The organism is Oceanimonas doudoroffii (genome assembly GCF_002242685.1).
GTDB classification, from domain to species: Bacteria; Pseudomonadota; Gammaproteobacteria; order Enterobacterales; family Aeromonadaceae; genus Oceanimonas; species Oceanimonas doudoroffii.
The window spans coordinates 2,050,977-2,071,898 of the sequence record NZ_NBIM01000001.1 but is presented as its reverse complement, the minus strand read 5'-3'; the positions used below and the strand labels follow the sequence as shown (position 1 = coordinate 2,071,898).

16 protein-coding genes are annotated in these 20,922 nt (G+C 61.6%); 8 read left to right on the top strand and 8 right to left on the bottom strand.

What is annotated here, in order from left to right; all coding sequences use genetic code 11:
* Window positions 1-30: 30 nt before the first annotated feature.
* Entirely contained in the window at window positions 31-1,455 is a 1,425-nt protein-coding gene (locus B6S08_RS09570) for an NAD(P)/FAD-dependent oxidoreductase (RefSeq protein ID WP_094200479.1), read from the top strand.
* Between the two features lie 122 nt (window positions 1,456-1,577).
* Window positions 1,578-3,044, top strand: a complete 1,467-nt coding sequence (gene pdxR / locus B6S08_RS09565; RefSeq protein ID WP_094200478.1) for a MocR-like pyridoxine biosynthesis transcription factor PdxR — start codon at window positions 1,578-1,580, stop codon at window positions 3,042-3,044.
* A gap of 56 nt (window positions 3,045-3,100) precedes the next feature.
* On the opposite strand, the gene B6S08_RS09560 is transcribed toward pdxR, so the two are convergent.
* Entirely contained in the window at window positions 3,101-4,141 is a 1,041-nt protein-coding gene (locus tag B6S08_RS09560) for a YeiH family protein (RefSeq protein ID WP_094200477.1), read from the bottom strand.
* Window positions 4,142-4,272: 131 nt separating this feature from the next.
* On the opposite strand from B6S08_RS09560, the gene B6S08_RS09555 reads away from it, so the two are divergent.
* From B6S08_RS09555 to B6S08_RS09535, 5 genes are all read left to right on the top strand, one after another.
* Window positions 4,273-5,169: a LysR substrate-binding domain-containing protein gene (locus B6S08_RS09555; RefSeq protein ID WP_094200476.1), complete on the top strand. Its 897-nt coding sequence runs from the start codon at window positions 4,273-4,275 to the stop codon at window positions 5,167-5,169.
* A 258-nt stretch (window positions 5,170-5,427) separates the two neighbouring features.
* Window positions 5,428-7,191 (top strand): sulfoacetaldehyde acetyltransferase, encoded by a 1,764-nt coding sequence (gene xsc / locus B6S08_RS09550; protein WP_094200475.1) that lies wholly within the window; start codon window positions 5,428-5,430, stop codon window positions 7,189-7,191.
* 132 nt (window positions 7,192-7,323) lie between these two features.
* Window positions 7,324-8,292, top strand: coding sequence for a bifunctional enoyl-CoA hydratase/phosphate acetyltransferase (locus B6S08_RS09545; RefSeq protein ID WP_094200474.1), 969 nt, complete (start codon window positions 7,324-7,326; stop codon window positions 8,290-8,292).
* 15 nt (window positions 8,293-8,307) lie between these two features.
* Entirely contained in the window at window positions 8,308-8,601 is a 294-nt protein-coding gene (locus tag B6S08_RS09540; RefSeq protein ID WP_094200473.1) for a DUF6506 family protein, read from the top strand.
* 554 nt (window positions 8,602-9,155) lie between these two features.
* The gene (locus B6S08_RS09535) at window positions 9,156-10,472 is read left to right on the top strand and encodes an amidohydrolase family protein (RefSeq protein WP_094200472.1); all 1,317 of its coding nucleotides are present in this window, start codon (window positions 9,156-9,158) and stop codon (window positions 10,470-10,472) included.
* A gap of 168 nt (window positions 10,473-10,640) precedes the next feature.
* Here B6S08_RS09535 and B6S08_RS09530 read toward each other — a convergent pair whose 3' ends face one another.
* The 7 genes from B6S08_RS09530 to B6S08_RS09500 all read right to left on the bottom strand — a co-directional run bounded on the left by B6S08_RS09530 (window position 10,641) and on the right by B6S08_RS09500 (window position 19,281).
* Complete coding sequence (locus tag B6S08_RS09530; protein ID WP_094200605.1) at window positions 10,641-11,141, bottom strand: universal stress protein; 501 nt, start codon at window positions 11,139-11,141, stop codon at window positions 10,641-10,643.
* A gap of 124 nt (window positions 11,142-11,265) precedes the next feature.
* Window positions 11,266-12,609 (bottom strand): TRAP transporter large permease, encoded by a 1,344-nt coding sequence (locus B6S08_RS09525; protein WP_094200471.1) that lies wholly within the window; start codon window positions 12,607-12,609, stop codon window positions 11,266-11,268.
* On the bottom strand, window positions 12,602-13,237 hold the full coding sequence (locus tag B6S08_RS09520; RefSeq protein ID WP_094200470.1) for a TRAP transporter small permease: 636 nt from the start codon (window positions 13,235-13,237) through the stop codon (window positions 12,602-12,604). Before B6S08_RS09520 ends, B6S08_RS09525 begins: the two co-directional genes overlap by 8 nt.
* A 60-nt stretch (window positions 13,238-13,297) precedes the next feature.
* On the bottom strand, window positions 13,298-14,311 hold the full coding sequence (locus B6S08_RS09515; RefSeq protein ID WP_094200469.1) for a TRAP transporter substrate-binding protein: 1,014 nt from the start codon (window positions 14,309-14,311) through the stop codon (window positions 13,298-13,300).
* Window positions 14,312-14,619: 308 nt separating this feature from the next.
* Window positions 14,620-16,374, bottom strand: a complete 1,755-nt coding sequence (locus B6S08_RS09510) for a cobaltochelatase CobT-related protein (protein WP_094200468.1) — start codon at window positions 16,372-16,374, stop codon at window positions 14,620-14,622.
* Window positions 16,375-16,376: 2 nt separating this feature from the next.
* Complete coding sequence (locus tag B6S08_RS09505) at window positions 16,377-17,357, bottom strand: AAA family ATPase (protein WP_094200467.1); 981 nt, start codon at window positions 17,355-17,357, stop codon at window positions 16,377-16,379.
* 142 nt (window positions 17,358-17,499) lie between these two features.
* Window positions 17,500-19,281, bottom strand: a complete 1,782-nt coding sequence (locus B6S08_RS09500; RefSeq protein ID WP_094200466.1) for a SulP family inorganic anion transporter — start codon at window positions 19,279-19,281, stop codon at window positions 17,500-17,502.
* Between the two features lie 166 nt (window positions 19,282-19,447).
* Here B6S08_RS09500 and B6S08_RS09495 point away from each other — a divergent pair, with 166 nt between their 5' ends.
* Window positions 19,448-20,773, top strand: coding sequence for an aldehyde dehydrogenase family protein (locus tag B6S08_RS09495; protein ID WP_094200465.1), 1,326 nt, complete (start codon window positions 19,448-19,450; stop codon window positions 20,771-20,773).
* The last annotated feature ends 149 nt before the right edge of the window (window positions 20,774-20,922 follow it).

Below are 20,922 nucleotides of genomic sequence, written 5' to 3'. Positions count from 1 at the left end.
AGCCACACTCAGTTAACGGGAATCACAAATATGGATATGGTCAACAACACTCGGGCGGATTACCGCCAGCCGGCACAGGCCGACACCGTGCTGGATCGTTACGATCCCGGCTATGATCCCCTGGTGGCGCCCAACCCCGGCCGGGGTCAGCAGTACGCCCCCACCTACTGGGTTGCCACTGCCGGCACACCGCCGGAGGATGATGGCCCCGTAACCGCTGACATGGATGTCGACGTGGTGATTATCGGCAGCGGCTTTACCGGCCTGTCTGCGGCCCTGCACCTGGCTCGGGATCACGGCATCAAGGCTACCATTCTCGAGGCCAACCAGGTCAGCTGGGGCTGCACCAGCCGCAACGGCGGCCAGGCCCAGAATGCCTCGGGCCGCTTGACCCGCTCCCAGTGGGTCAAGCGTTGGGGGCTGAGCACCGCGCGTAAAATGCACGAAGAAGTGCGGGAAGGCTTTGACACCTTCAAGGGCCTGATTCGGGACGGCAATATCGACTGCGATCCCCAGGATGGCGGCCACCTTTATATTGCCCACCGCGACAAGGCGATGCGCAAGCTGGAAGCGGAAGCCAAGGTGCTGCGCGAGCAGTTCGGCTATGAAACCGAGATGCTCGACAAGGCCACCCTCAGCCGCAACTACGTCAACGAGGCCGAGGCGGTGGGTGCCATGCACGAGCCCGACGGCATCGGTGTGCACCCGCTCAAGCTGGCGCACGGCTATCACCGCTGGGCCCGCAGCCTGGGTGTGACCATACATCCCTCCAGTCCGGTGCTGGGCTGGGAAACCATCAATGGTGTGCACCACATCAAGACCCCGGGCGGCACGGTGCGCGCACGGGCGGTGGGCGTGGCTACCGGGGGCTACACCTCCCAGGGCCTGCACGGCAGCCTGAACAGCAAGATCATGCCAATACTGTCCAACTCCCTGGTAACCCGGCCGCTGACCGAGCAGGAGCTGGATGCCTGTAACTTCAGGACCAACGAGGTGATCACCGACACCCGTACCCTGCGTTACTACTATCGCAAGCTGCCCGACAACCGCGTGCAGATCGGCAGCCGCAGCTCCATTACCGGGGCCGATGCCAGCAACCCCAAGCACCTGCAAATGCTGATTGACGGCCTGCATCGCAAGTTTCCGCCGCTCACCGGCATTCAGATCGACTACTCCTGGTGGGGCTGGGTGGACGTCAGCCACGACATGATGCCGCGCATCTATCAGCCCGATGACAAGGAGCAGATCTACTATGCCCTGGGCTACGGCGGCAACGGTGTCATGTTCTCGGCCCATGCCGGCCGGCGCATGGCCCAGCGCATTGCCGGCATTCAGGAAGGTTTTGAGCTGCCCATTTACAACTCGCCGCTGCCGGGGCATTTGTTTGCGCCCTTCCGCCGCCTGGGCCAGCGCATGCTCTATCACTGGTACCATTTGCGTGACGAGCATCTGTAAATTTGCATTTGATTGTTAACAAGGGTTTTACTTTTTTGCCCTCTGAGTTACAAGGTTCGACTCAGAGGGCGTAGTGCGTGGTTTCGCCATAGAATTCAACTCACTGAAAGGTAAGCCTTTTCATGTTTCAGCTGTTCCACCTTTCCACGGAAAAAAACACCAGCCTGCAGCAGCAGCTGCGCGAACAAATCGCCGCCGCCATTCTTAACGGCAACATTCCCGTCGACAGCCCGCTGCCGTCCAGCCGCAAGCTGGCCAAGCAGCTCAGCATTGCCCGCAATACCGTGGTGTTGGCCTATGAGCACCTGCTCGACGACGGCTACCTGCTGGCCAGGGAGCGCAGCGGATATTTTGTGAACCCGGAGATATTGTCAAAGCGCCCGGAGCTGCCCGAAGCCAAGGCGCCCACCACAGCGGGCACGCCGCCGGACTGGAGCCGTAAACTCAAGGTGCGCCCCAGCGACCAGCACAATATCAGCAAGCCCAGAGACTGGCAGAAATACCCTTATTCCTTTATCTACGGCCAGTTCGATCCCAGCCTGTTCCCCAGCAACAACTGGCGTGAGTGCTGTCGCGACGCGGTGAGCATTCCCGCCATTCGCGACTGGGCGTCCGACAGCTTTGACAACGATGATCCCCTGCTGATCGAGCAGATCCGGACCCGGCTGTTGCCCCGGCGCGGCGTCTGGGCCTCAGCGGACCAGATCCTGGTGACGGTAGGGGCCCAGCAGGCCCTCTATCTGCTGGCCAAGTTGCTGCTCGACAAGGACAGCACCATCGGCATTGAGGATCCGGGGTATGTCGACATTCGCAATATCGCCACCATGAACCCCTCAAAGGTTCGCCCGCTGCCGGTGGATGAGCAGGGACTGATCGTCGATGAGCGGTTGTCCGGCTGTGACCTGGTGTACACCACTCCCAGCCACCAGTGCCCGACCACGGTGACCATGCCCCTGGAGCGGCGCTTTGAATTGCTGAAGCAGGCCAGCGAGCAGGACTTTCTGATCATCGAGGACGATTACGAAAGCGAGACCAACTTCAAGACCAATCCCACGCCGGCGTTAAAGAGCCTGGACAAGAATGACCGGGTGCTCTACGTGGGCAGCCTGTCCAAGACCCTGGCGCCGGGACTCCGGCTGGGCTACCTGGTGGGGCCGGCGGAGCTGATTCGCGAGGCCCGCGCCCTGCGCCGGCTGATGCTGCGCCACCCGGCCGCCAACAACCAGCGCTCGGTGGCACTGTTTCTGGAGCGGGGCTATCACGACGCCCTGATCATGAACCTGGCCCGGGCTTACGAAGAACGCTGGCGGGAGATGGGCGCGGCGCTAGACGAGTTGTTGCCCAGCTCCAGCCGCCAGCCCGGCTTTGGCGGCTCCTGCTACTGGGTGCAGGGCCCCGAAGGTCTCGACAGCCGCATATTGCGCAAGGAGGCGGCGGACAGGGGCATACTGATCGAGCCCGGCGATATTCATTTTCAGGGTGAAACAGTGCCGCTCAATTATTTTCGGCTGGGCTATTCCTCCATTGCCGCCGAGCGTATACGTCCCGGCATCGAAGCCCTGGTGGCACTGATCAAGGACATGACCTGACAAAAAGGCCCCGCCAGTACGGGGCCTTGTTCGCCAGGGGAATAACGGGGGCGGGGTTACCCCATCAGCAGCAGATAGGCGATAACCAGCAGGGCGATAAAGGCGGTCTCCAGCACCACCAGCAGCACCGGCTTCCAGCCCACCGAGAGAATGTCCTTGAGCTGGGTGCGCACGCCCAGGGCGGCGATGGCGGTGAGCAGCAGCCAGGATGAGCTGTTGGCCAGAGGGGCGCTCAGATCCTGCGGAATCCAGCCCAGGCTGTTGAGTACAAACAGGACCACGAAGCCGATCAGAAACCCGGGAATGGCCACTCGGCTGCCGCCGCCGGCCTGACCCTGCTTGCTGGCGGCACGGCGGATCAGAATGCCGATGGTCATCACGATGGGCACCAGCATGGCCACCCGCAGCAGCTTGACGAAGGTACTGAGATCACCCACCTCGGCCGACATGCTGTAGCCGGCGCCCACCACCTGGGCCACGTCATGAATGGTGGCGCCGATAAAGAGGCCGGCTTCCTGATCCGACAGCCCCAGGGCTTCGCTGATCATGGGGTAGAAGATCATCGCCAGGGTGCTGAGGGTGGTGACGCTGATCACGGTAAACAGGGTGTCGCGCTTGGCCTGCTCGCTCTGGGGCAGCACGCTGCTGATGGCCATGGCCGCCGAGGCGCCGCAAATGGCCACCGAGCCGCCGGTAAGGGTGCCAAACTCCTTGGAAAAGCCCAGCCAGCGGGCCATGACCACGCCAAAGCAGATGGTCAGCACCACCGCGGAGCACACCATCAGCATGGGCTGCCAACCCAGCGTGAGCACGTCGCCAAAGGTGATGCGCAGGCCCAGCAGGGCCACGCCCAGGCGCAGCAGGGTCTTGGCCGACAGCTCCAGGCCCGGGGCACATTGGGGTTCATGACTGAGAAAATTGAATGCCAGCCCCAGCAGCAGGGCCATCAGCATGGCGGGGGCACCGTAGTGCTGAGACAGAAAGCTGGCGGCAATGCCGATGGTGGCGGCCACGCAGATGCCGGGAAAATAACGTTTGCGGATTTCCTCGATGCGCTGCACCAGGCCCAGAACCGGGGAATGAGTGTCGGCGGCCATGGCCCCTCCGTAATCAAGAATGAATGTTGCTTTAATGTTATTGACGGACCAGGCCGGCGAGCCAATGCCGTTTTCGGCCAGGGCGATTACTTTTTTGCATAGGTGTGAATTCCAACAACAAGGACAACGTCATGGAAACCAAGTGGCTGCATGATTTTATCGCACTGAGCGAGCAGGGCAGCTTTTCACGGGCGGCGGAAAGCCGCTTTGTGACCCAGCCCGCCTTCAGCCGGCGTATTCGCTCGCTGGAAAACTGGCTGGGGGTGGCGCTGGTGTGCCGCAATCGCTATCCGCTGGAGCTGACCCCCGCCGGCGAGGCCTTTCTGGAGCAGGCGCGCCAGTTGCTGGCCCAGATTTATGGAGTACGCAGCCAGCTGCGCCAAAGCCAGCAGCACACGCCGGGGTTGAGCCTGATCACCCAGCCGGCGCTGGCGGTGACCTTTTTTCCCGCCTGGCTGCACCGGTTGCGGCCGGCCTTGGGCGAGGGCCTGGTGCGGCTCAACACCGGCCATTACCACGAAGCCATGGAGCAGTTCATGGCCGGAGCGGTGGACTTTTTGCTGTGCTTTTCCGGCCCCGACGGCGCCGAGGCACCGCAGCGACCGGACGTGGAGCGGCTGTGCCTGGGCCGGGATCGGCTGGTGCTGGTGGCGGCCACCGATGCGCAGGGGACACCGCTGTTCCGGCTGGAAGAACAGCGGCCACTGCCCCTGCTGCTCTATCCCAGGGATGCCTTTCTCGGTGCCCTGGTGCAGCAGCAGTGCCTGCCGGCCCTGGGGGAGTTGCCCTGGCGACCGGTGTGTGAAAATGCCCTGGGGGAAGGGCTCAAGGCCCAGTTGCTGCAGGGCGAGGGTGCGGCCTTTCTGCCGGAAAGCCTGGTACGCGACGAACTTGCCAGCGGCCGGGTGGCACTACTGCCGGGCGTGCGCGCCCTGAATCTCGACATTGAACTGTGCCGGTTGGGTGCCCCCCGTTCCGAACTGGCCGCCCGTTTCTGGCAACAAAGCGCCTTGCTGGCCAGCGGCTGAACCGGCCTGGCCCCATTTTTTAACGCTGGCGTAACATGGTTGGCAAATCTGGCCCTATGTTACCCGGCCCCCCCTTCCTAAGCTGTTCCCCAAGCGAGTGACCTCGGGCTCTTGTCAGCCAGCGTTGTTCACCCGTCATTCATAACGAGAACAACAAACGCAAACCTGTTTGAACAGAAAACGGATTATTTGACTCAACCCAACCCAGGAGATGGCGACAGGCCGCCACCGACGGGAAACAGCAAAAGGAAGACAGCTATGCCACGTATGACTCCCAGTGAAGCTTTGGTCGAAACCCTGGCGGCCAACGGTGTTACCGATGTGTTCGGTATCATGGGCTCGGCCTTTATGGATGCCATGGACATTTTTGCCCCGGCCGGCATTCGCCTGATCCCTACCGTGCACGAGCAGGGCGCCGGCCACATGGCCGACGGTTATGCCCGGGTCAGTGGCCGTCACGGCGTCTGTATCGCCCAGAACGGCCCCGGCATCACCAACTTCGTGACCGCCATCGCCGCGGCCTACTGGGCCCACAGCCCGGTGGTGTGCATTACCCCGGAAACCGGTTCCATGACTCAGGGTCTGGGCGGCTTTCAGGAAGCGCAGCAGCTGCCCTTCTTTGAAACCATCACCAAGTACCAGGGCCACGTGGCCAACCCGGCGCGCATGGCCGAGTTCACCGCCCGCTGTTTCGACCGTGCCATGCTCGACAACGGTCCGACCCAGCTCAACATTCCCCGGGACTTCTTCTACGGCGACATCAATGTAGAAATTCCCGAGCCGATCCGCATTGAGCGTGGCGCCGGTGGTGAGCAGAGCCTGCAACAGGCCGCCGCCCTGCTGGCCGAAGCCCAGTTCCCGGTGATCATCTCCGGTGGCGGTGTGGTCATGGCCGACGCGGTGGAAGAGTGCAAGGCGCTGGCCGAGTACCTGGGTGCCCCCGTGGTCAACAGCTACCTGCATAACGACTCCTTCCCCGCCAGCCACCCGCTGTGGTGTGGTCCCCTGGGCTATCAGGGCTCCAAGGCCGGCATGAAGCTGCTGTCCCGCGCCGACGTGGTACTGGCGCTGGGCACCCGTCTTGGTCCGTTCGGCACCCTGCCGCAGCACGGCCTGGACTACTGGCCGAAGGAAGCCAAGATCATTCAGGTGGACTGCGACGCCAAGATGCTGGGTCTGGTGAAGAAGATCTCCGTGGGCGTGTGCGGCGATGCCAAGGCCGCTGCCGTGACCATTCTGGATCGCTTGCAGAACCTCAACGTTTCCTGCCTGGAAAACAAGGGTGCCCGCGCCACCGAAATCGCCTCCGAGAAGCAGGCCTGGGAAGCCGAACTGGACCAGTGGATCCACGAGAAGGACGATTATTCCCTCGACATGATCGCCGAGCAGTCGGAAGAACAAGGCAGCTACCTGCACCCCCGTCAGGTACTGCGTGAGCTGGAAAAGGCCATGCCCGAGAACGTGATGGTGTCTACCGATATCGGCAACATCAACTCCGTGGCCAACAGCTACCTGCGCTTTGAAAAGCCGCGCTCCTTCTTTGCCGCCATGAGCTTCGGCAACTGCGGTTATGCCCTGCCCACCATTATCGGTGCCAAGACCGCCGCGCCCGAGCGCCCGGCCGTGTCCTACGCCGGTGACGGCGCCTGGGGCATGTCGATGATGGAAATCATGACCTGCGTACGGGAAAACATTCCGGTGACCTCCATCGTGTTCCACAACCGCCAGTGGGGCGCCGAGAAGAAGAACCAGGTCGACTTCTACAACCGCCGCTTTGTGGCCGGCGATCTGGAAAACCCGAGCTTTGCCGACATCGCCCGTGCCATGGGGGCCGAGGGTGTGACCGTCGACAAGCTGGAAGACGTGGGCCCGGCGCTGCAAACCGCCATCACCCGCCAGATGGAAGAAGGCAAGACCACCGTTATTGAAATCATGTGTACCCGCGAGCTGGGCGACCCCTTCCGTCGTGACGCCCTGTCCAAGCCGGTGCGCCACCTGGATAAGTACAAAGACTATTGCTGACAGGTACGGCTGCTCGCGAGAGCAGCCCTTTTACCCGGCCGCGCGCGGCCGGGTCTTTTCAAAAGCCAACCCAATCCCGTTTGCCAAGCGGTATTCGGTTGTCTACTGGCCGTCATCAAAGGGAATTCAGTGATGCTTAATACCAATCCAAAGGAGTGCCCCGCCCACCTGCTGGCGCAGGCCCGGCAATACGCGGCCGTGACCACTGTGGTGATCAATCCGGTCAATCAGGTGTCCCTGGCCAGTGCTCGCATGGCACAGGATGAGGGGTTGATCGAACCCATCCTGGTAGGCGATGAAAGCCGTATTCGTCATGAGGCCGAAACCCTGGGCTGGGATCTGGCCGGCGTGCGGCTGGTGCATGCCGCCGATGAAGCGGCGGCGGCCCAGGCCGGCGTGGCCCTGGTCAGCCAAGGCGAGGCCGACGCCATCATGAAGGGCCATGTGCACACCGACGTGCTGCTGCGGGCGGTGCTCAACCGTGCCGCCGGGCTGCGCACCGACAGCCGCCTGAGCCATGTGTTCTATATGACGGTGCCGGGCAGCTGCAAGGCGTTGTGCATTACCGATGCGGTGATCAATGTGCAGCCCGGGGTACTCGATAAGCTGCATATCGCCCGCAATGCCATTGAGTTTTTACATGCCCTGGGCTGCGACGAGCCCAAGGTGGCCGTGTTGTCGGGCACCGAAGAAGTAAGCAGAAGCATGCCGTCGAGCCAGGACGCCGCCGAGCTGGTCAAGCTGGCGGCCATGGGCGCGCTGCCCGGTGCCGTGGTGGAAGGGCCGCTGGCCTTTGACAATGCCGTATCCCGGGAGGCCGCGGCGATCAAGGGCATTGCCGGCAGGGTGCCCGGCGAGGCGGATATTCTGCTGGTACCTAACCTGGAGTCGGGCAACTTTCTGTTCAAGCAGATGGTGTATTTTATGGGGGCCACCGCCGCCGGCCTGGTGCTGGGGGCCAGAGTGCCGATCATCCTCACCTCCCGCGCCGATCCGCCCGAGGCCAGGCTGGCGTCCTGTGCCCTGGCCAGCATCGTCCATCACAACCGCCAGACCCCGGTTGCGGCCCGTGCCGCCGCGGCGGCACGCGTGACCGCCTGAACAAGGAGACCCGATATGACCCTCAGCCGTTACGGATTTATCGTCAAGGCCGCCGATCTGGAGCTGTTCAAGCATCATGGCCGCATCAAGAGCGACGCCTTTGATCTGGCGGTGTCCGGTGTCAGCACCCTGGACGAAGCCATTATGGCCGCCCAGGAAATGCTGACCCGCCGCATCGAACTGATCGAGCTGTGCGGCGGCTTCACCGCCGAAGAAGAAGCGGCGATCCGCGCTGCGATCAATGATCATGTGCCCCTGGGGCGCGCGACCCATCGTCCGGAGGATCAGGACCGGATCCACTGGGGCTGATCCTTTTTAATACGTACTTATACTCACTCCTTTTTAACCGGGCTCAGGCCCGGTTCTTTTGTTTGCAAGACTGGGTAGCAAAAGCAGGGTAAAACCGATATCGGTGTCATTGGCCTTGCGACGAGTCGCAGCATAAAGACGGCGGTGTTACCTGGCCATTTGGGCACTTGATTACTCATAATGAAGTGTTTTTTATGTTTTTGTTAACAGTTTATTGTTCTTGTCGTGTTACGGCCATCTTGCCAGCGTACCTGCTGTTATATGCTGTTCCGGCTTCTGCTTGTCATCGGGAAATATTATTTTAGGTTTTGATTTTATTATCTTTTATTTTTTCATTCGAATGCTTTCAAGCTATCGTATTTTCCCCTTGTTTTGATGCGGTTTTATTGTCAGTTGACATCACAGTTACTGAATTAGACTGTTATTTTTATTGGTTGTTAATTTTAAATTTATTTATTGTTAGCAATGTCTCGAGTTGATAATCATCAGCTTGAGCGCCGAATCGTTTCCGTTGGCGGAAATGTAATCACTCCATCTTCATAAGGACATACAAGATGCACAACACGCTGCTCAGAAGCGCTCAGGGGCTGACGCTGGTTTCCCTGCTGGTATCGGCCGGCCTGCAGGCCCAGTCCATTCATTACAGCGGCAAGGCGCAACCCAATGCGCCCGAGCGGCTGGAGCCGGTACGTCTGGCGCTGACCAATGCCAATGTGCTGGATGTAAAAAAGGGTGAGCTGCTGAAGAACCGCACCATTTTGCTGAAGGACGGCAAAATAGAGTCCATCAGCACGAAGGCGCCTCCGGCAGAGCTGGATGTTCAGGATGTTAATGGCTATTACGTGCTGCCGGGTTTTTTTGACAGTCATTACCACGGGCACGGCCAGGACGCCGCCTGGTATGCGCTGGAGTCGGGCGTTACCACCATTCGCTCTGCCGGAGCCATGGGCATGAAGGACATGGCCTTTCGTGATGCCGTCGACAATGACTATTTTCCCGGCCCCGACATGGTGGCTACCGGCGTATACGTAAAGCGCCACCTCAAGGATGATGCCCTCGAGGATCCGCGTCTGTTCAGGTTTATGAATGTGGAGCTGCAGGGAGAGGAAAACCTGCGTGAGGCCGTCAGGATCAACTTTGATCGGGGGGCCGACTGGATCAAGACCCGGGTGGGTGGCAATACCGCCGGGGGCACTGCCGATGCTTTCTGGCTTTATTACAGTGAAAAGGAAATCGCGGCCATTGCCGATGAGGCCGGCAAGCACGGTGGCAAGATCATGTGCCACATTCAGGGGGAAGAGGCGGCCATAGTCGCGGCCCGGGCTGGTTGTGGCACCATTGAACACGGTCAGTACATTACCGAAAAGGGATTGCAGGCGATCAAGGAGGCCGGCGCGGTCTGGACGCCTACCTACATTTCCACCGAAGGCTTCTTACTGCCTCATGACGACTACAACACTCCCACGGCCCGGCGTGTGGCTCCCTGGATCCTGGAAAACCAGCAACAGATGCTGGCCAGGGCCCATGAGATGGGCGTGACCATGATTACCGGAGTGGATACCGAGTATGCGCCCGACAGCGTGTCGCGCATTGCCGGCGAGATTAACGCCTTTATTGAACACGGGGGCATGACCCCGCTGGATGCGATTCGGGCGGCCACCATTATTCCGGCAGAAGTGTTTGGCATGGACGATGACACCGGCTCGCTGGAAGCGGGCAAGGAAGCGGATCTGGTGGTGGTGGAACGCAACCCGCTTGAAGTGCCGATGAACCTTCATAATCCCATGATGGTGATCTCCAATGGCCACGTGGTGGTGCCATTTCGTTCTCCCTATCCCGGGCTGGATGGCCGGCCGGATCGTTCCTACTAACCGGAACCCACACGGATCTTGCCGTTAGTGTTAACGGCCCCGCCTTGCGGGGCCGTTTTTGGTTGGTGGTCGCCGGGTTGGCCGACAGATAAGAACCATGAGCACGAATGCCACGACCAGGGACGAGGGCCCCGCCGGTGCAAGGGAGAGGGAACAGGGAAAGACGGCTCAGGCCGTTTGCTTTTCCGGGCGGGGCACGATCAGGGTGGGAATGCGTGATTCCCGCAGCACGTTCTTGGCCACGCTGCCCAGCAGGGTGTGAAACCAGCCTTTCTCGTGGGCGCCCATGATGATGAGATCGCACTCCAGCTCCCTGGAGCGGGCCAGAATGGTCTGCTCCGGATAACCTTCCACCACCTCGCAGCCCACAATTTTGGTGCGCAGGGCCCGCTCTTCTGGCGCGATGTGCTCCCAGAAGTAATCCTGGCGTTGCCGCAGCCGTTCCCGGGCATGGTTCAGGCGCTGGTGCAGAAATTCCTCGCGGCTGCTCTGGTTGAGAACATAGGACTGCAGGGTGAGCTTTTCGTCGCTCGACAACCGTTCCACCACCTTGAGCACATGAATGTCGGCGCTGGTTTCCCGGGCCAGATACACGGCATACTGAAAGGCGTAAGAAGCGTTCTTGGACAGATCGGTGCAATACAGGATTTTTTTGACTTGCGGCAGCATGGCCATGTCCTCCTGGCTGAAACGAAACACGATCAGCCGGCCGGCCGATCGAGCAACTGATCATGATGCCGCCGGCGCGAACGGGCCTTGATCCCGATCACGCCGGCGGCGTTTGTTACCCTGGCTAGTACCCTAGCAATCTGGGCAGGAACAGGGTGATCTCCGGTATGTAGGCGATAATGAACACCGCCAGCACCGAGGTCAGGGCAAAGGGCAGGGCCCGCAGGGAAATCTCCTCAATGGAGCTGCCCGATACCCCCGAGGCGATAAACAGGTTTTCGCCCAGGGGCGGGGTCTGAAAGCCGATGGACAGGCAGCACACCACCACGATGCCGAAGTGCACCGGATCTATTCCTAGGCTGTAGCCCACCGGCAGCAGCACCGGGGTGAGGATCAAAATGGCCGCCAGGGTCTCCATAAACATGCCCACAAACAGCAGGAAGAAGATGATCAGCGCCCAGATCAGATAGATATTGGTGGTCAGCTCCAGCATGGAGGCGGCCACGATCGCCGGAATCTGGTTCTCCACCAGCAGCCGCCCGAACACGGTGGCGGTAAACAGGATCAGCAGTACCCGCCCGGTGAGCCAGGTGGTGGTTTCCAGCGAGCGCAGCACGTCTTTCACCTTCAGTTCCCGGTGCACGAAAAAACCGATCACCAGGGTGTAGAAAATGGCGACAATGGCCGACTCCGTGGGGGTGAACAGGCCGCTGTAAATGCCGCCGAGAATCACGATGGGGGCCAGCACCGACCAGGTGCCCTTGCGCAGGGCGGTGAGAATATTGGCGCCGGACCAGCCATCTGTGGTGCCGGTGTAATTCTGCTTCTTGCACAGGAAATAGTTCATGGTCAGCAGGCCGCAGGACAGCACCAGTCCGGGCAGCACGCCGGCGATAAACAGCTTGGGAATCGACACCGACTGAAACTGGCCGTGCTCGGCCACCGCCTCCGGGGGGGCCATCAGGCCAATGGCGGAAATGCCGAAAATCACCATGGGAATGGACGGCGGAATCACTACCCCCAGCCCGCCGGACGAGGCGGTAATGGCGGAGGCATAGCCCTTGCCGTAGCCCCGATCGACCATGGCCGGAATCATCAGCATGCCCACGGCGGCGGTAGTGGCGGGGCCGGAGCCGGAAATGGCGCCAAAGAACATGCAGGCCATGACGGTGGCGGCCGACATGCCGCCGGTAAAGGGGCCGGCAAAGCTCTCCGCCAGATCCACCAGCCGCTTGGAGATGCCGGCGGCCTCCATCAGGGCGCCCGCCAGAATAAAGGCGGGCAGCGCCATCAGCGGAAACGAGCCCACCGAGGTAAAGGCGATTTGCACGAACTTGATGGGGTTTTCACCCAGATACAAAAACGACGCCAGCGCCGATACGCCGAGGGACACGCTGATGGGGGCCCCCAGCAGCAGCAGCGCCAGAAAGCTGCCGAACAGGATCAGCACGACGGATGATTCAACCATGATGGACTCCTGCCTTCATCTGATTCTGAGAGGAGGTTTTAGTTTTAGCGTCTGCCTCTTGGGCATGTTCAGCAGCCGGACTACCTTTGGTTTGCTGGGCAGAATCCATGAGTTTTTCCACTTCCAGCGACTCGGGATCGCGAATGTCGATGCCCCTGATCAGCTTGTAGTAATTTACCTGCAGAATGCGAAAGGTCATCAGGGCAAAGGCGATCGGCAGTATCATGTAAATGTATTTCATCGGAACCCCCAGGGTCTGGGACTTCCAGAACAGGTTCATTTTGTTGAACACGAAGTCATAGCTGAGCCACACGAAGTAGCTGTTGAAGCCCACCCAGATCAGATCGGCCAGGGCCTCGCTCCACACCGCCACTCGAGGCGGGAACAGCTTGAACTGAAAGGTGACCCTGTTGTGGGCCGCCAGTTTGGTGGCGTAGCTGGCGCCGAAATACACAAACCACACAAACATGTAGGTGGAGAGTTCCTCGCTCCAGGCGAGGGAGTGGTCAAACAATTGCCGTAACAATATCTGCATAAACAGGATCACCACAAAGGTGGCGAGCAGGGTGCTGCAGATCACCCTTTCGATATTATCTACGATGCGGTAGATGATGGTGCCGGCGGACATGGCCGTTTCCTCCCTGACGAACGCTGCCCCCGCGTGGCGGGGGCAGACCAAGTGACGAGATTAAATGGTGTCACGACCCAGGGATTGCAGGATTTGGTTCAGCTTTTCCTTGCCACCCACCATGTCGTAATACTTGGGCCACACCTGGCTCACGGCCTTGTCGATCCACTCCTGCTCACCGCCTTCGGGCTCGCTGATCTGCATGCCTTTTTCAGCCAGCTCGGCCTTGATGCGATCTTCCTGAGCTACCAGCCACTGAGCGCTGTGCTCGGTAGCGGCCTGGCCGGCGGCCAGAATGGCCTGCTGCACGTCTTCCGGCTGCTCCTGGAATACGGCTTCCGACATAATCAGGGGCTCAATAGAGAACAGGTAGCGAATGTTGGTGATGTACTTCTGCACCTCGTCGAACTTCATGGCCGACACCGTGATATAGGGGTTGTCCTGACCGTCCACCACGCCCATCTGCAGGCCGGTAAAGGTTTCGGACCAGGCCATGGGAGTGGGGGTGATACCCCAGGCGCGGTAGGTATCGATCATGATTTCGTTATTGGGAACGCGAATCTTGAGGCCTTGCAGATCGGACAGGCTGGACACCGGCTGCTTGGAGTTGGTCAGCACGCGAAAACCGGAATAGGCCCAGCCCACAATACGCACGCCGGCGTCACGCAGGGTGTTGTCAATCAGCTGCTGGCCCACTTCTCCTTGAGTCAGGGTCACGGCGTCATCCACGCTCTGCACCATGTAGGGCAGGGTCAGTACGCCCACGGTGGGGGAGAAGGGGGTGACGTTGTTGATGGCCAGAATGGAGAAATCGAGCAGCCCCATTGACGCGTCGTTGACGGTGGCCTGTTCGCTGCCCAGCTGGCCGTTGAGGAACAGCTGAGTGTCGTGCTTGCCGCCGGTGCGTTGCTTCAGCTCCTCGGAAAAGGCCTTGCCCAGCTCGTGCTGGGTACCGCCGGCGCCGTCGCCCACCGCAATGCGGAAGGTCTTGGCCAGCAGTTGCGGGCTGGCCATGGCGGCGCCCAGGCAAAGGGCGAGAGACAGGGATTTCACAAAACGTTGCTTGAAGATCATGGTTGCTTGCTCCAGTTGTACGGCCCGGGTGTAAGCGGGCCCTTACCTTCCGTGATAGCGCGCGGTGCGAACACTGCGCGAGACTGGCTCAATGCTGGTCGTCCTGCCCTGAAGGGACTGCCAGGACGGCTGGCGATGGTGTTCGGCTTGTTCAAAAGCCTGACACCATCTTTGAATGTGGCGGTTAAATTGGTTAGGACCACTTGGATTGGCGGGCTGGGTCCAGAATGTAAATCCTTAAATATCAGTTGCTTAAAACTCTTTGTTGTAAATTTAATGTTAATTTTCTGTGTCTTTCCATGCCCTTGTCAACCGGCATGCGGGCCGCGCAGGGTGCGGCCCAGCAGCGCCAGGATCTCATCAAAAATCCGGTTGTCGGGGCTGTGCTCCAGGTCGAGCAACTGGTTGTGCCGGTAATAGCGGCTGAGATCCAGACCCACCCCCAGGGCACACAGCCGAATGCGCTGCTCGCGCTCCAGCCGGTCGGCTACGGCGATCAGGTGGCTGTCGAGAATGTCCTGGTTGTTGTACTGGCGAGTGGCGGTGTCCATGGGGCAGCCGTCGGAGATCACCAGCAGCAGGCGCTCGTCGGTGTCCTCGGCCAGCAGCCGCTGCTCCGCCCACAGCAATGCCTCACCATCCAGTCCTTCCCGGAACATGTCGCCCTTGAGCAGGGCGGCCAGGCTGCGCCGGGCACGGCGCCAGGAGGTATCGGCACCCTTGTATACCAGATGGCAGCGCTCGTTAAGCCGGCCGGGATTGGCTGGCCGGCCTCGGCGTTGCCATTCTTTCAGGGGTTTACCGCCATTCCAGTGGCCGGTGGTAAAGCCCAGCACCTCGGTACGTGCTCCGGTGCGTTCCAGGGCTCGCACCAGCAGGTCAATCAGCATGGCGATGTGCCCCATGTGGGTACGCATGGATCCGGAGTTGTCCACCAAAATGGTCACGGTGGCATTGGCATGCCATTCGTCCCTGGGTTGCTTGAACACGCGGCGGTCGGCATGGCTGGTGACCAGGGTCGACAGCCGGCGACCGTCGAGTTGGCCCTCTTCCTCGCCAAAGCGCCAGCCGTCGTTCTGCGGCCGGGCCAGCAGCCGGCGCAGCTTTTTGGTCAGGCCGTTGAGGTTGAGGCCCTGCTCGCGAATGCGCAGGTCCAGCTGCTCACGCAGCCGCTCCAGCAGTTCGGGACGCACCTTTTTGTCTGCCTGCCACTCCTTGTCAAAGTGATTGGTGAACACACGATAGGCGGCTTCACCGTCACTGAACCGGGCGACAGCGCCACCGGCCTCGCCGCCACCTTCGTCGCCGTCACCGTTTAGATCCAGCAGCAGGCCAAAGCTTTTGCCCACCTGCTCCAGGGCCTCCTTGTCCTGTTCACCGTCGGCCAGCTGTTGCTGCAGATCGTCCACCAGCTCACTCACGGTGAGGGCAATGGCCTGTGCCTGCTCGGCAAAGGCGGCCTGCTCCTCGCGGTGACGGCGAATGCGGCCAAAGGGCTGGCCGATCTCCCGCAACAGGAACATGCGGGTCGACTCGATCAGGTGCTCGGTGCCTTCGTCGATGGGGCCTCCACCCAGTTGCACCCAGCTCATCATCGACAGGCTAAACAGCAGCAACCCCAGGTGGCTTTCGGTCTGGCCCGAGGCCAGAAAGCGGTTGCTCCAGGCACTGAACCTGTGGTGCAGGTTGCGGCGGCTGCCCGGCTGATGGGCGGGTACCAGGGATTCCACCCTGAGCTGCTCCAGCAGTTCAAACACCAGCCGGGCCACCGGCGGTGCGGGCAGCCAGTGGCGGTGAAGATCGCCGTCGTGGTGGCGCAGGCGCAGGGCAATGGCGTCGGCCACCCCCCGGCAGGAACCCCAGTCGTCCTGCTGGGAGTCCAGCTGCAGGTGCGGCGCGCGCAGCGGATAGGCCTTGCCCCGCCATTCCAGCCGGTGCCCCCGGTAGCGAACCTCGGACTCGGCCGACTGGGCCCGTATCAGTGCCGCGCACAGCTCTTCCAGCCGCTGCTGACGGCGGGCTTCGGCGGCGGCATCCTGAGGCGTGTGGGATGAGGCAGCCATGATTAAATGGCCGTCAGTTGCAGGGCTTGTGGCTCGACCAGCTCCTGGTCAAAACAGCGCTGGTAGTATTCGGCCACCAGCGGGCGTTCGGCCTCGTCACACTTGTTGAGAAACGACAGCCGGAACGCCAGCGCCGCATCCCCGAAGATCTCGGTGTTTTCGGCCCAGGCGATCAGGGTGCGGGGCGACATCAGGGTGGACAGATCCCCGGCGGCAAAACCGGCCCGGGTCAGCTCGGCCACCGCCACCATGCTGCTGATCAGTTCAAAGCCGCGGGCGTCGTTGTAGCGGGGCACCTTGCCCTGAATGATGCTGATTTCGTCTTCCCGAGGCAGGTAGTCGAGCTTGGCGACGATGTTCCAGCGATCCATCTGGGCCTGGTTTATTTGCTGGGTGCCGTGATACAGGCCGGTGACGTTGCCGAGCCCCACGGTATTGGCGGTGGCAAACAGCCGAAAATGCGGGTTGGGGGTGATCACCTGGTTCTGATCGAGCAGGGTGAACTTGCCGTCCTGCTCCAGAATGCGCTGAATGACGAACATCACGTCCGGGCGGCCGGCGTCGAATTCGTCAAAGATCAGCGCCACCGGCCGGCGCAGCGCCCAGGGCACTATGCCTTCCTGAAAGCGGGTGATCTGCTTGCCTTCCTCCAGCACTATGGTGTCCTTGCCCACCAGATCCAGACGGCTGATGTGGCCGTCCAGGTTGACCCGCACGCAGGGCCAGTTGAGGCGAGCCGCCACCTGCTCGATATGGGTGGATTTGCCGGTACCATGCAGGCCCTGCAGCAGTACTCGGCGGTTGCGGGTAAAGCCGGCCAGAATGGCCAGGGTGACGTCCGGGTTGAAGCAGTAGTTGGGATCGATATCGGGCACGTGCTCGTCCCTGTGTTCGAACACCGGCACCTGCATGTCCACGTCGAGGTTGAACAGTTCGCGCACCGGGCGCAACTGGCTGGGGTGGTCGTGAAGAAGATCGGTCATGGCACTGGCCTCACTGGCAACGGCTGAAAGTAAAAAAAGTGTTAACCCACTCTAACCTTCACCCTCGCCCGGAACAGGGCCAGTTAGACACCGGCCATATGGCCAGTGCCTTCCTTAGTCTTCCTTCCTTAGTCTTCCTTCCTTAGTCTGCCTGCTTTACGTCGAGTTGCTGGCCCGGCGGCCGAATATGACACTCCCTGAAAATGCGGGCGGTGCAGGTGCGGCAAATATCCGCATTCAATTGATCATAAATGCGGTGTATGGCCTGGCCCTTGTTGATAAATACATGATCCCGGCGAATTTCGTCGAGGCGGTTGTTGCGCAATAGAAAGCGCAGCACCCCTTCCCGCAGGTTGCACAGATACAGATCGCCGCCCAGCTCCCGACGGCGTTCGGCCTCCTGCACCAGCATGTCGGCGCCGACCATGTCGACGAAGTTGATGCCGTTGGCCACGATCAGCAGCCGGGGCTCGCGAATGGCCTGCAGATATTCCTGCACATGGTTGACCGCACCAAAGAACAGCGAGCCCTCAATGCGAATCACTCTGAGTTGGGGGCAATAGGGCAGGCGGCGGCGCTCGGCGTTGACGAAAAACGGATGCTTGCTGTCCGGATCGGGCAATATCGACACCACCCTGGGAGTGGAGGTGCGCTTGAGATAAAACACCAGCGACAGTATCACCCCGGTATAAATGGCGAATTCCAGCTCTACCAGCAGGGTGGCGCCAAAGGTGGCGGTGAGCACCGTGGCTTCGGAGCGGGAGCCGCGAATGATCATGCGAATATGGCGAAAGTCGATCAGGTTCCAGGCCACCACCAGCAGCAGACCGGCCATGGCCGGGCGTGGCAGCCAGGTGGTGATGCCCGGGATCAGCAGAATAATCAGCAGTAAAAACCCGGAAGCAAAGATACCCGCCATGGGGGTGCGGGCGCCCGAGGTGTAGTTGATGCCGGAGCGGCTGAAGGAGCCTGACGAGGCGTAACAGGAGAAAAAGGCGCCGACGATGTTCGACAGCCCCTGGCCGACAAACTCCTGATTGTCGTCGAGGCGCTGGTGCGAGCGGCTGGCGATGGCCCGGGAAATGGCGGCGGCCTCCACCAGCCCCAGCAGGCTGATGGCCAGTGCGCCCGGCGCCAGCGCACTGATGCTGGCCAGGTTGAAATCGGGCAGGCTGAGCGGCGGCAGGCCTGAAGGAATGGCACCCACCAGGGCGATATGTTCATGGCCAGGATCCATCAACACCGCCAGGCCGCTGGCCAGCGCCAGGGCGAGCAGCATGTTGGGCCAGCGCGGCCGCCAGCGCTTGATGAGCACACAGGCCAGCACGGTGAACAGCGCCAGCGACAGGGTGTAATAGTCCACTTCCTTCAAATGATGCAGCAGCTGCCACCAGGTGCCGGTGACGCTGCCGTCATTGTCGACGCTGATCCCCAGCAGGGTGGGTAGCTGACTGGAGGCGATCACCACGGCGGCCCCGGCGGTAAAGCCGATCACCACCGACTGGGACACGAAATTCACCAGCACCCCGAGCCGGGCCAGGGCCAGCACCAGCTGAAACACCCCCTTCATCAGCGTCAGCGTCAGGGCCAGGGCAATAAAGGCGGCGGTGCCGGGTTCGGCCAGCGGGCTCACCGAGGTAAACACCACCACCGACATGGCGGCGGTGGGCCCGGAGATCAAATGCCAGGAGGAGCCGAACAGGGCGGCAATCACCGCGGGAATAATGGCGGCGTAGAGGCCGTACTCCGGCGGCAGGCCGGCGATCAGGGCATAGGCCACCCCCTGGGGCAGCACCACAATGGCGTTGGTCAGGCCGGACTGGGCGTCGGCCCGCAGGCTGGCGCCATTGACCATAGGCCACCAGCCAAGAAAGGGCAGCAGGCGCTGCCAGCGAGAAGCCTGGCCGGCTTTCGGCTCGGGCATGGAAATCCTCCCTGGTTCCATTAAACAGGGGAAACTGGCCATTGCCGGCCAGTTAACAAGTCAATAACGTCGATGAAAATCTGGTGTCGAGTGTCACCATAGCCTTGAGTATACCAGCCGATATCATCGATGAGGGTGCGGACAGCCCGGCCCAAGGAGCCTTGCGATGACTTTTGTTTCCTTTGATCCCAGTTCGGGCCGTGTGCTGGCCCACCATGCCTGCCTGAGTGAAGACCGGCTGGAGCAGCGGCTGCACCAGGCCTATCAGGCCGCGCAGGCATGGCAGCACGAGGCGCCGTCGGAACGGGCCGCCCTGCTGTACCGGCTGGCATCGGCGCTGTCGGCCGGCCGTGAGCGCATGGCCCGGGAACTCTGCCTGGAAACCGGCACCCTGCTGAAGGATTGCCTGCGGGAAGTGGAACGCTGTGCCGAAGAGTGCGCCCATTTCGCCGCCAACGGTCAGGCCATGCTGCCTGCGGCGCGCAGCCAGGTCAGCCAGCGGCCGCTGGGACTGATGCTGGCGCTTACCGCCGGCCCGGCCCCGCTGTGGCAATGTGTTCGGTTGCTGGCGCCGGCGCTGATGGCCGGTAATGGGCTGTTGCTGAAGCCGGCGGAACACCTGTCCCGGCTGGTGGAGCTGCTGGCGCGGTTGATGACCGAGGCCGAGGTGCCGGAAGGCCTGATCACCCCCCTGCGCATCTCCAAGGAGCAGGTGGCCGGAGTGGTGGCGGATGCGCGCATCGGCGGCCTGGCCTACAGTGGTGAGCGCCAGGGCGGGGCCATCATGGCCGCCTTGGCGGGGGGCCGGCTCAAGCCGGTGATCCTGGAGCTGGCCGAGGCGGATCTGCAGTTGATCCTGGACGACGCCGACCTGGAGCCGGCGGTGGAGTCGGTGTTGAATGGCTGTTTTCGTTACCGGGCCAGCTGGCGCCAGAGCGAGGGCGGAGTGTTGATCACCCCCGGCCTGGCGGAGGCGTTTCTGGAGCGGCTGGGTGAACGGCTGGCTTCGCTGCGCTCGGGCCGGCCCGACGACAGTGACACCGAGCTGGGACCGCTGGCCAAAAGCGGTCAGCGGGAGTGGCTGGAGCGTCAGCTGCGTGAGGCCGAGCGCCAGGGCGGGCGCATTCGTTGTGGCGGTTATCTGCCCGACGAGGAAGGCTGGTATTACCCGGCCACCCTGATCGAAGGGCAGGATCCGGCGACGACGCTGTTTCCCGCCTGGCCCGCCGGCCCCGTCAGCAGTGTGCTGCGGGTGGCGGACGAGCACGGCATGCAGGCCTTGTGCCGGTCCATGTCTCCCGATGGTATCGCCTCCATCTGGACACGGGATCTGGCCCGGGGCGAGCAGCTGGCCCGGTCGTTGCCCTTTGATCTGTGCCGGGTCAACCCGAACCCTTACCACAACAGCCACTGGCCGCCGCAGTCCAGCCCGGATCAGCGGCTGCCGTTAAAACGCTTCAGTCGCAGTAAAACGGTGCTGGTGTCTGCCTGAACCAGTCGGCCTGACGAGCTCAGGCCGACTGGTTCCAGTGAGTCGGGTTAACTGGCCCTGTCCGGTGGCAGCCGGCCATGGCAGACTTGCCGCCCCTGTTGCTTTTTTGGCCTTCGCGCCGGTGCTGCTCAAGGAAGAACGCCGTCAGC

What these genes read in the sequence shown, in the direction of transcription:
- B6S08_RS09505 (WP_094200467.1), bottom strand. Translation starts at nt 17,357, where the DNA reads ATGACCGATCTTCTTCACGACCACCCCAGCCAGTTGCGCCCGGTGCGC.
- B6S08_RS09530 (WP_094200605.1), bottom strand. Translation starts at nt 11,141, where the DNA reads ATGCTGCCGCAAGTCAAAAAAATCCTGTATTGCACCGATCTGTCCAAG.
- B6S08_RS09540 (WP_094200473.1), top strand. Translation starts at nt 8,308, where the DNA reads ATGACCCTCAGCCGTTACGGATTTATCGTCAAGGCCGCCGATCTGGAG.
- B6S08_RS09545 (WP_094200474.1), top strand. Translation starts at nt 7,324, where the DNA reads ATGCTTAATACCAATCCAAAGGAGTGCCCCGCCCACCTGCTGGCGCAG.
- B6S08_RS09555 (WP_094200476.1), top strand. Translation starts at nt 4,273, where the DNA reads ATGGAAACCAAGTGGCTGCATGATTTTATCGCACTGAGCGAGCAGGGC.
- pdxR (WP_094200478.1), top strand. Translation starts at nt 1,578, where the DNA reads ATGTTTCAGCTGTTCCACCTTTCCACGGAAAAAAACACCAGCCTGCAG.
- B6S08_RS09525 (WP_094200471.1), bottom strand. Translation starts at nt 12,609, where the DNA reads ATGGTTGAATCATCCGTCGTGCTGATCCTGTTCGGCAGCTTTCTGGCG.
- B6S08_RS09520 (WP_094200470.1), bottom strand. Translation starts at nt 13,237, where the DNA reads ATGTCCGCCGGCACCATCATCTACCGCATCGTAGATAATATCGAAAGG.
- xsc (WP_094200475.1), top strand. Translation starts at nt 5,428, where the DNA reads ATGCCACGTATGACTCCCAGTGAAGCTTTGGTCGAAACCCTGGCGGCC.
- B6S08_RS09500 (WP_094200466.1), bottom strand. Translation starts at nt 19,281, where the DNA reads ATGCCCGAGCCGAAAGCCGGCCAGGCTTCTCGCTGGCAGCGCCTGCTG.
- B6S08_RS09510 (WP_094200468.1), bottom strand. Translation starts at nt 16,374, where the DNA reads ATGGCTGCCTCATCCCACACGCCTCAGGATGCCGCCGCCGAAGCCCGC.
- B6S08_RS09560 (WP_094200477.1), bottom strand. Translation starts at nt 4,141, where the DNA reads ATGGCCGCCGACACTCATTCCCCGGTTCTGGGCCTGGTGCAGCGCATC.
- B6S08_RS09570 (WP_094200479.1), top strand. Translation starts at nt 31, where the DNA reads ATGGATATGGTCAACAACACTCGGGCGGATTACCGCCAGCCGGCACAG.
- B6S08_RS09495 (WP_094200465.1), top strand. Translation starts at nt 19,448, where the DNA reads ATGACTTTTGTTTCCTTTGATCCCAGTTCGGGCCGTGTGCTGGCCCAC.
- B6S08_RS09535 (WP_094200472.1), top strand. Translation starts at nt 9,156, where the DNA reads ATGCACAACACGCTGCTCAGAAGCGCTCAGGGGCTGACGCTGGTTTCC.
- B6S08_RS09515 (WP_094200469.1), bottom strand. Translation starts at nt 14,311, where the DNA reads ATGATCTTCAAGCAACGTTTTGTGAAATCCCTGTCTCTCGCCCTTTGC.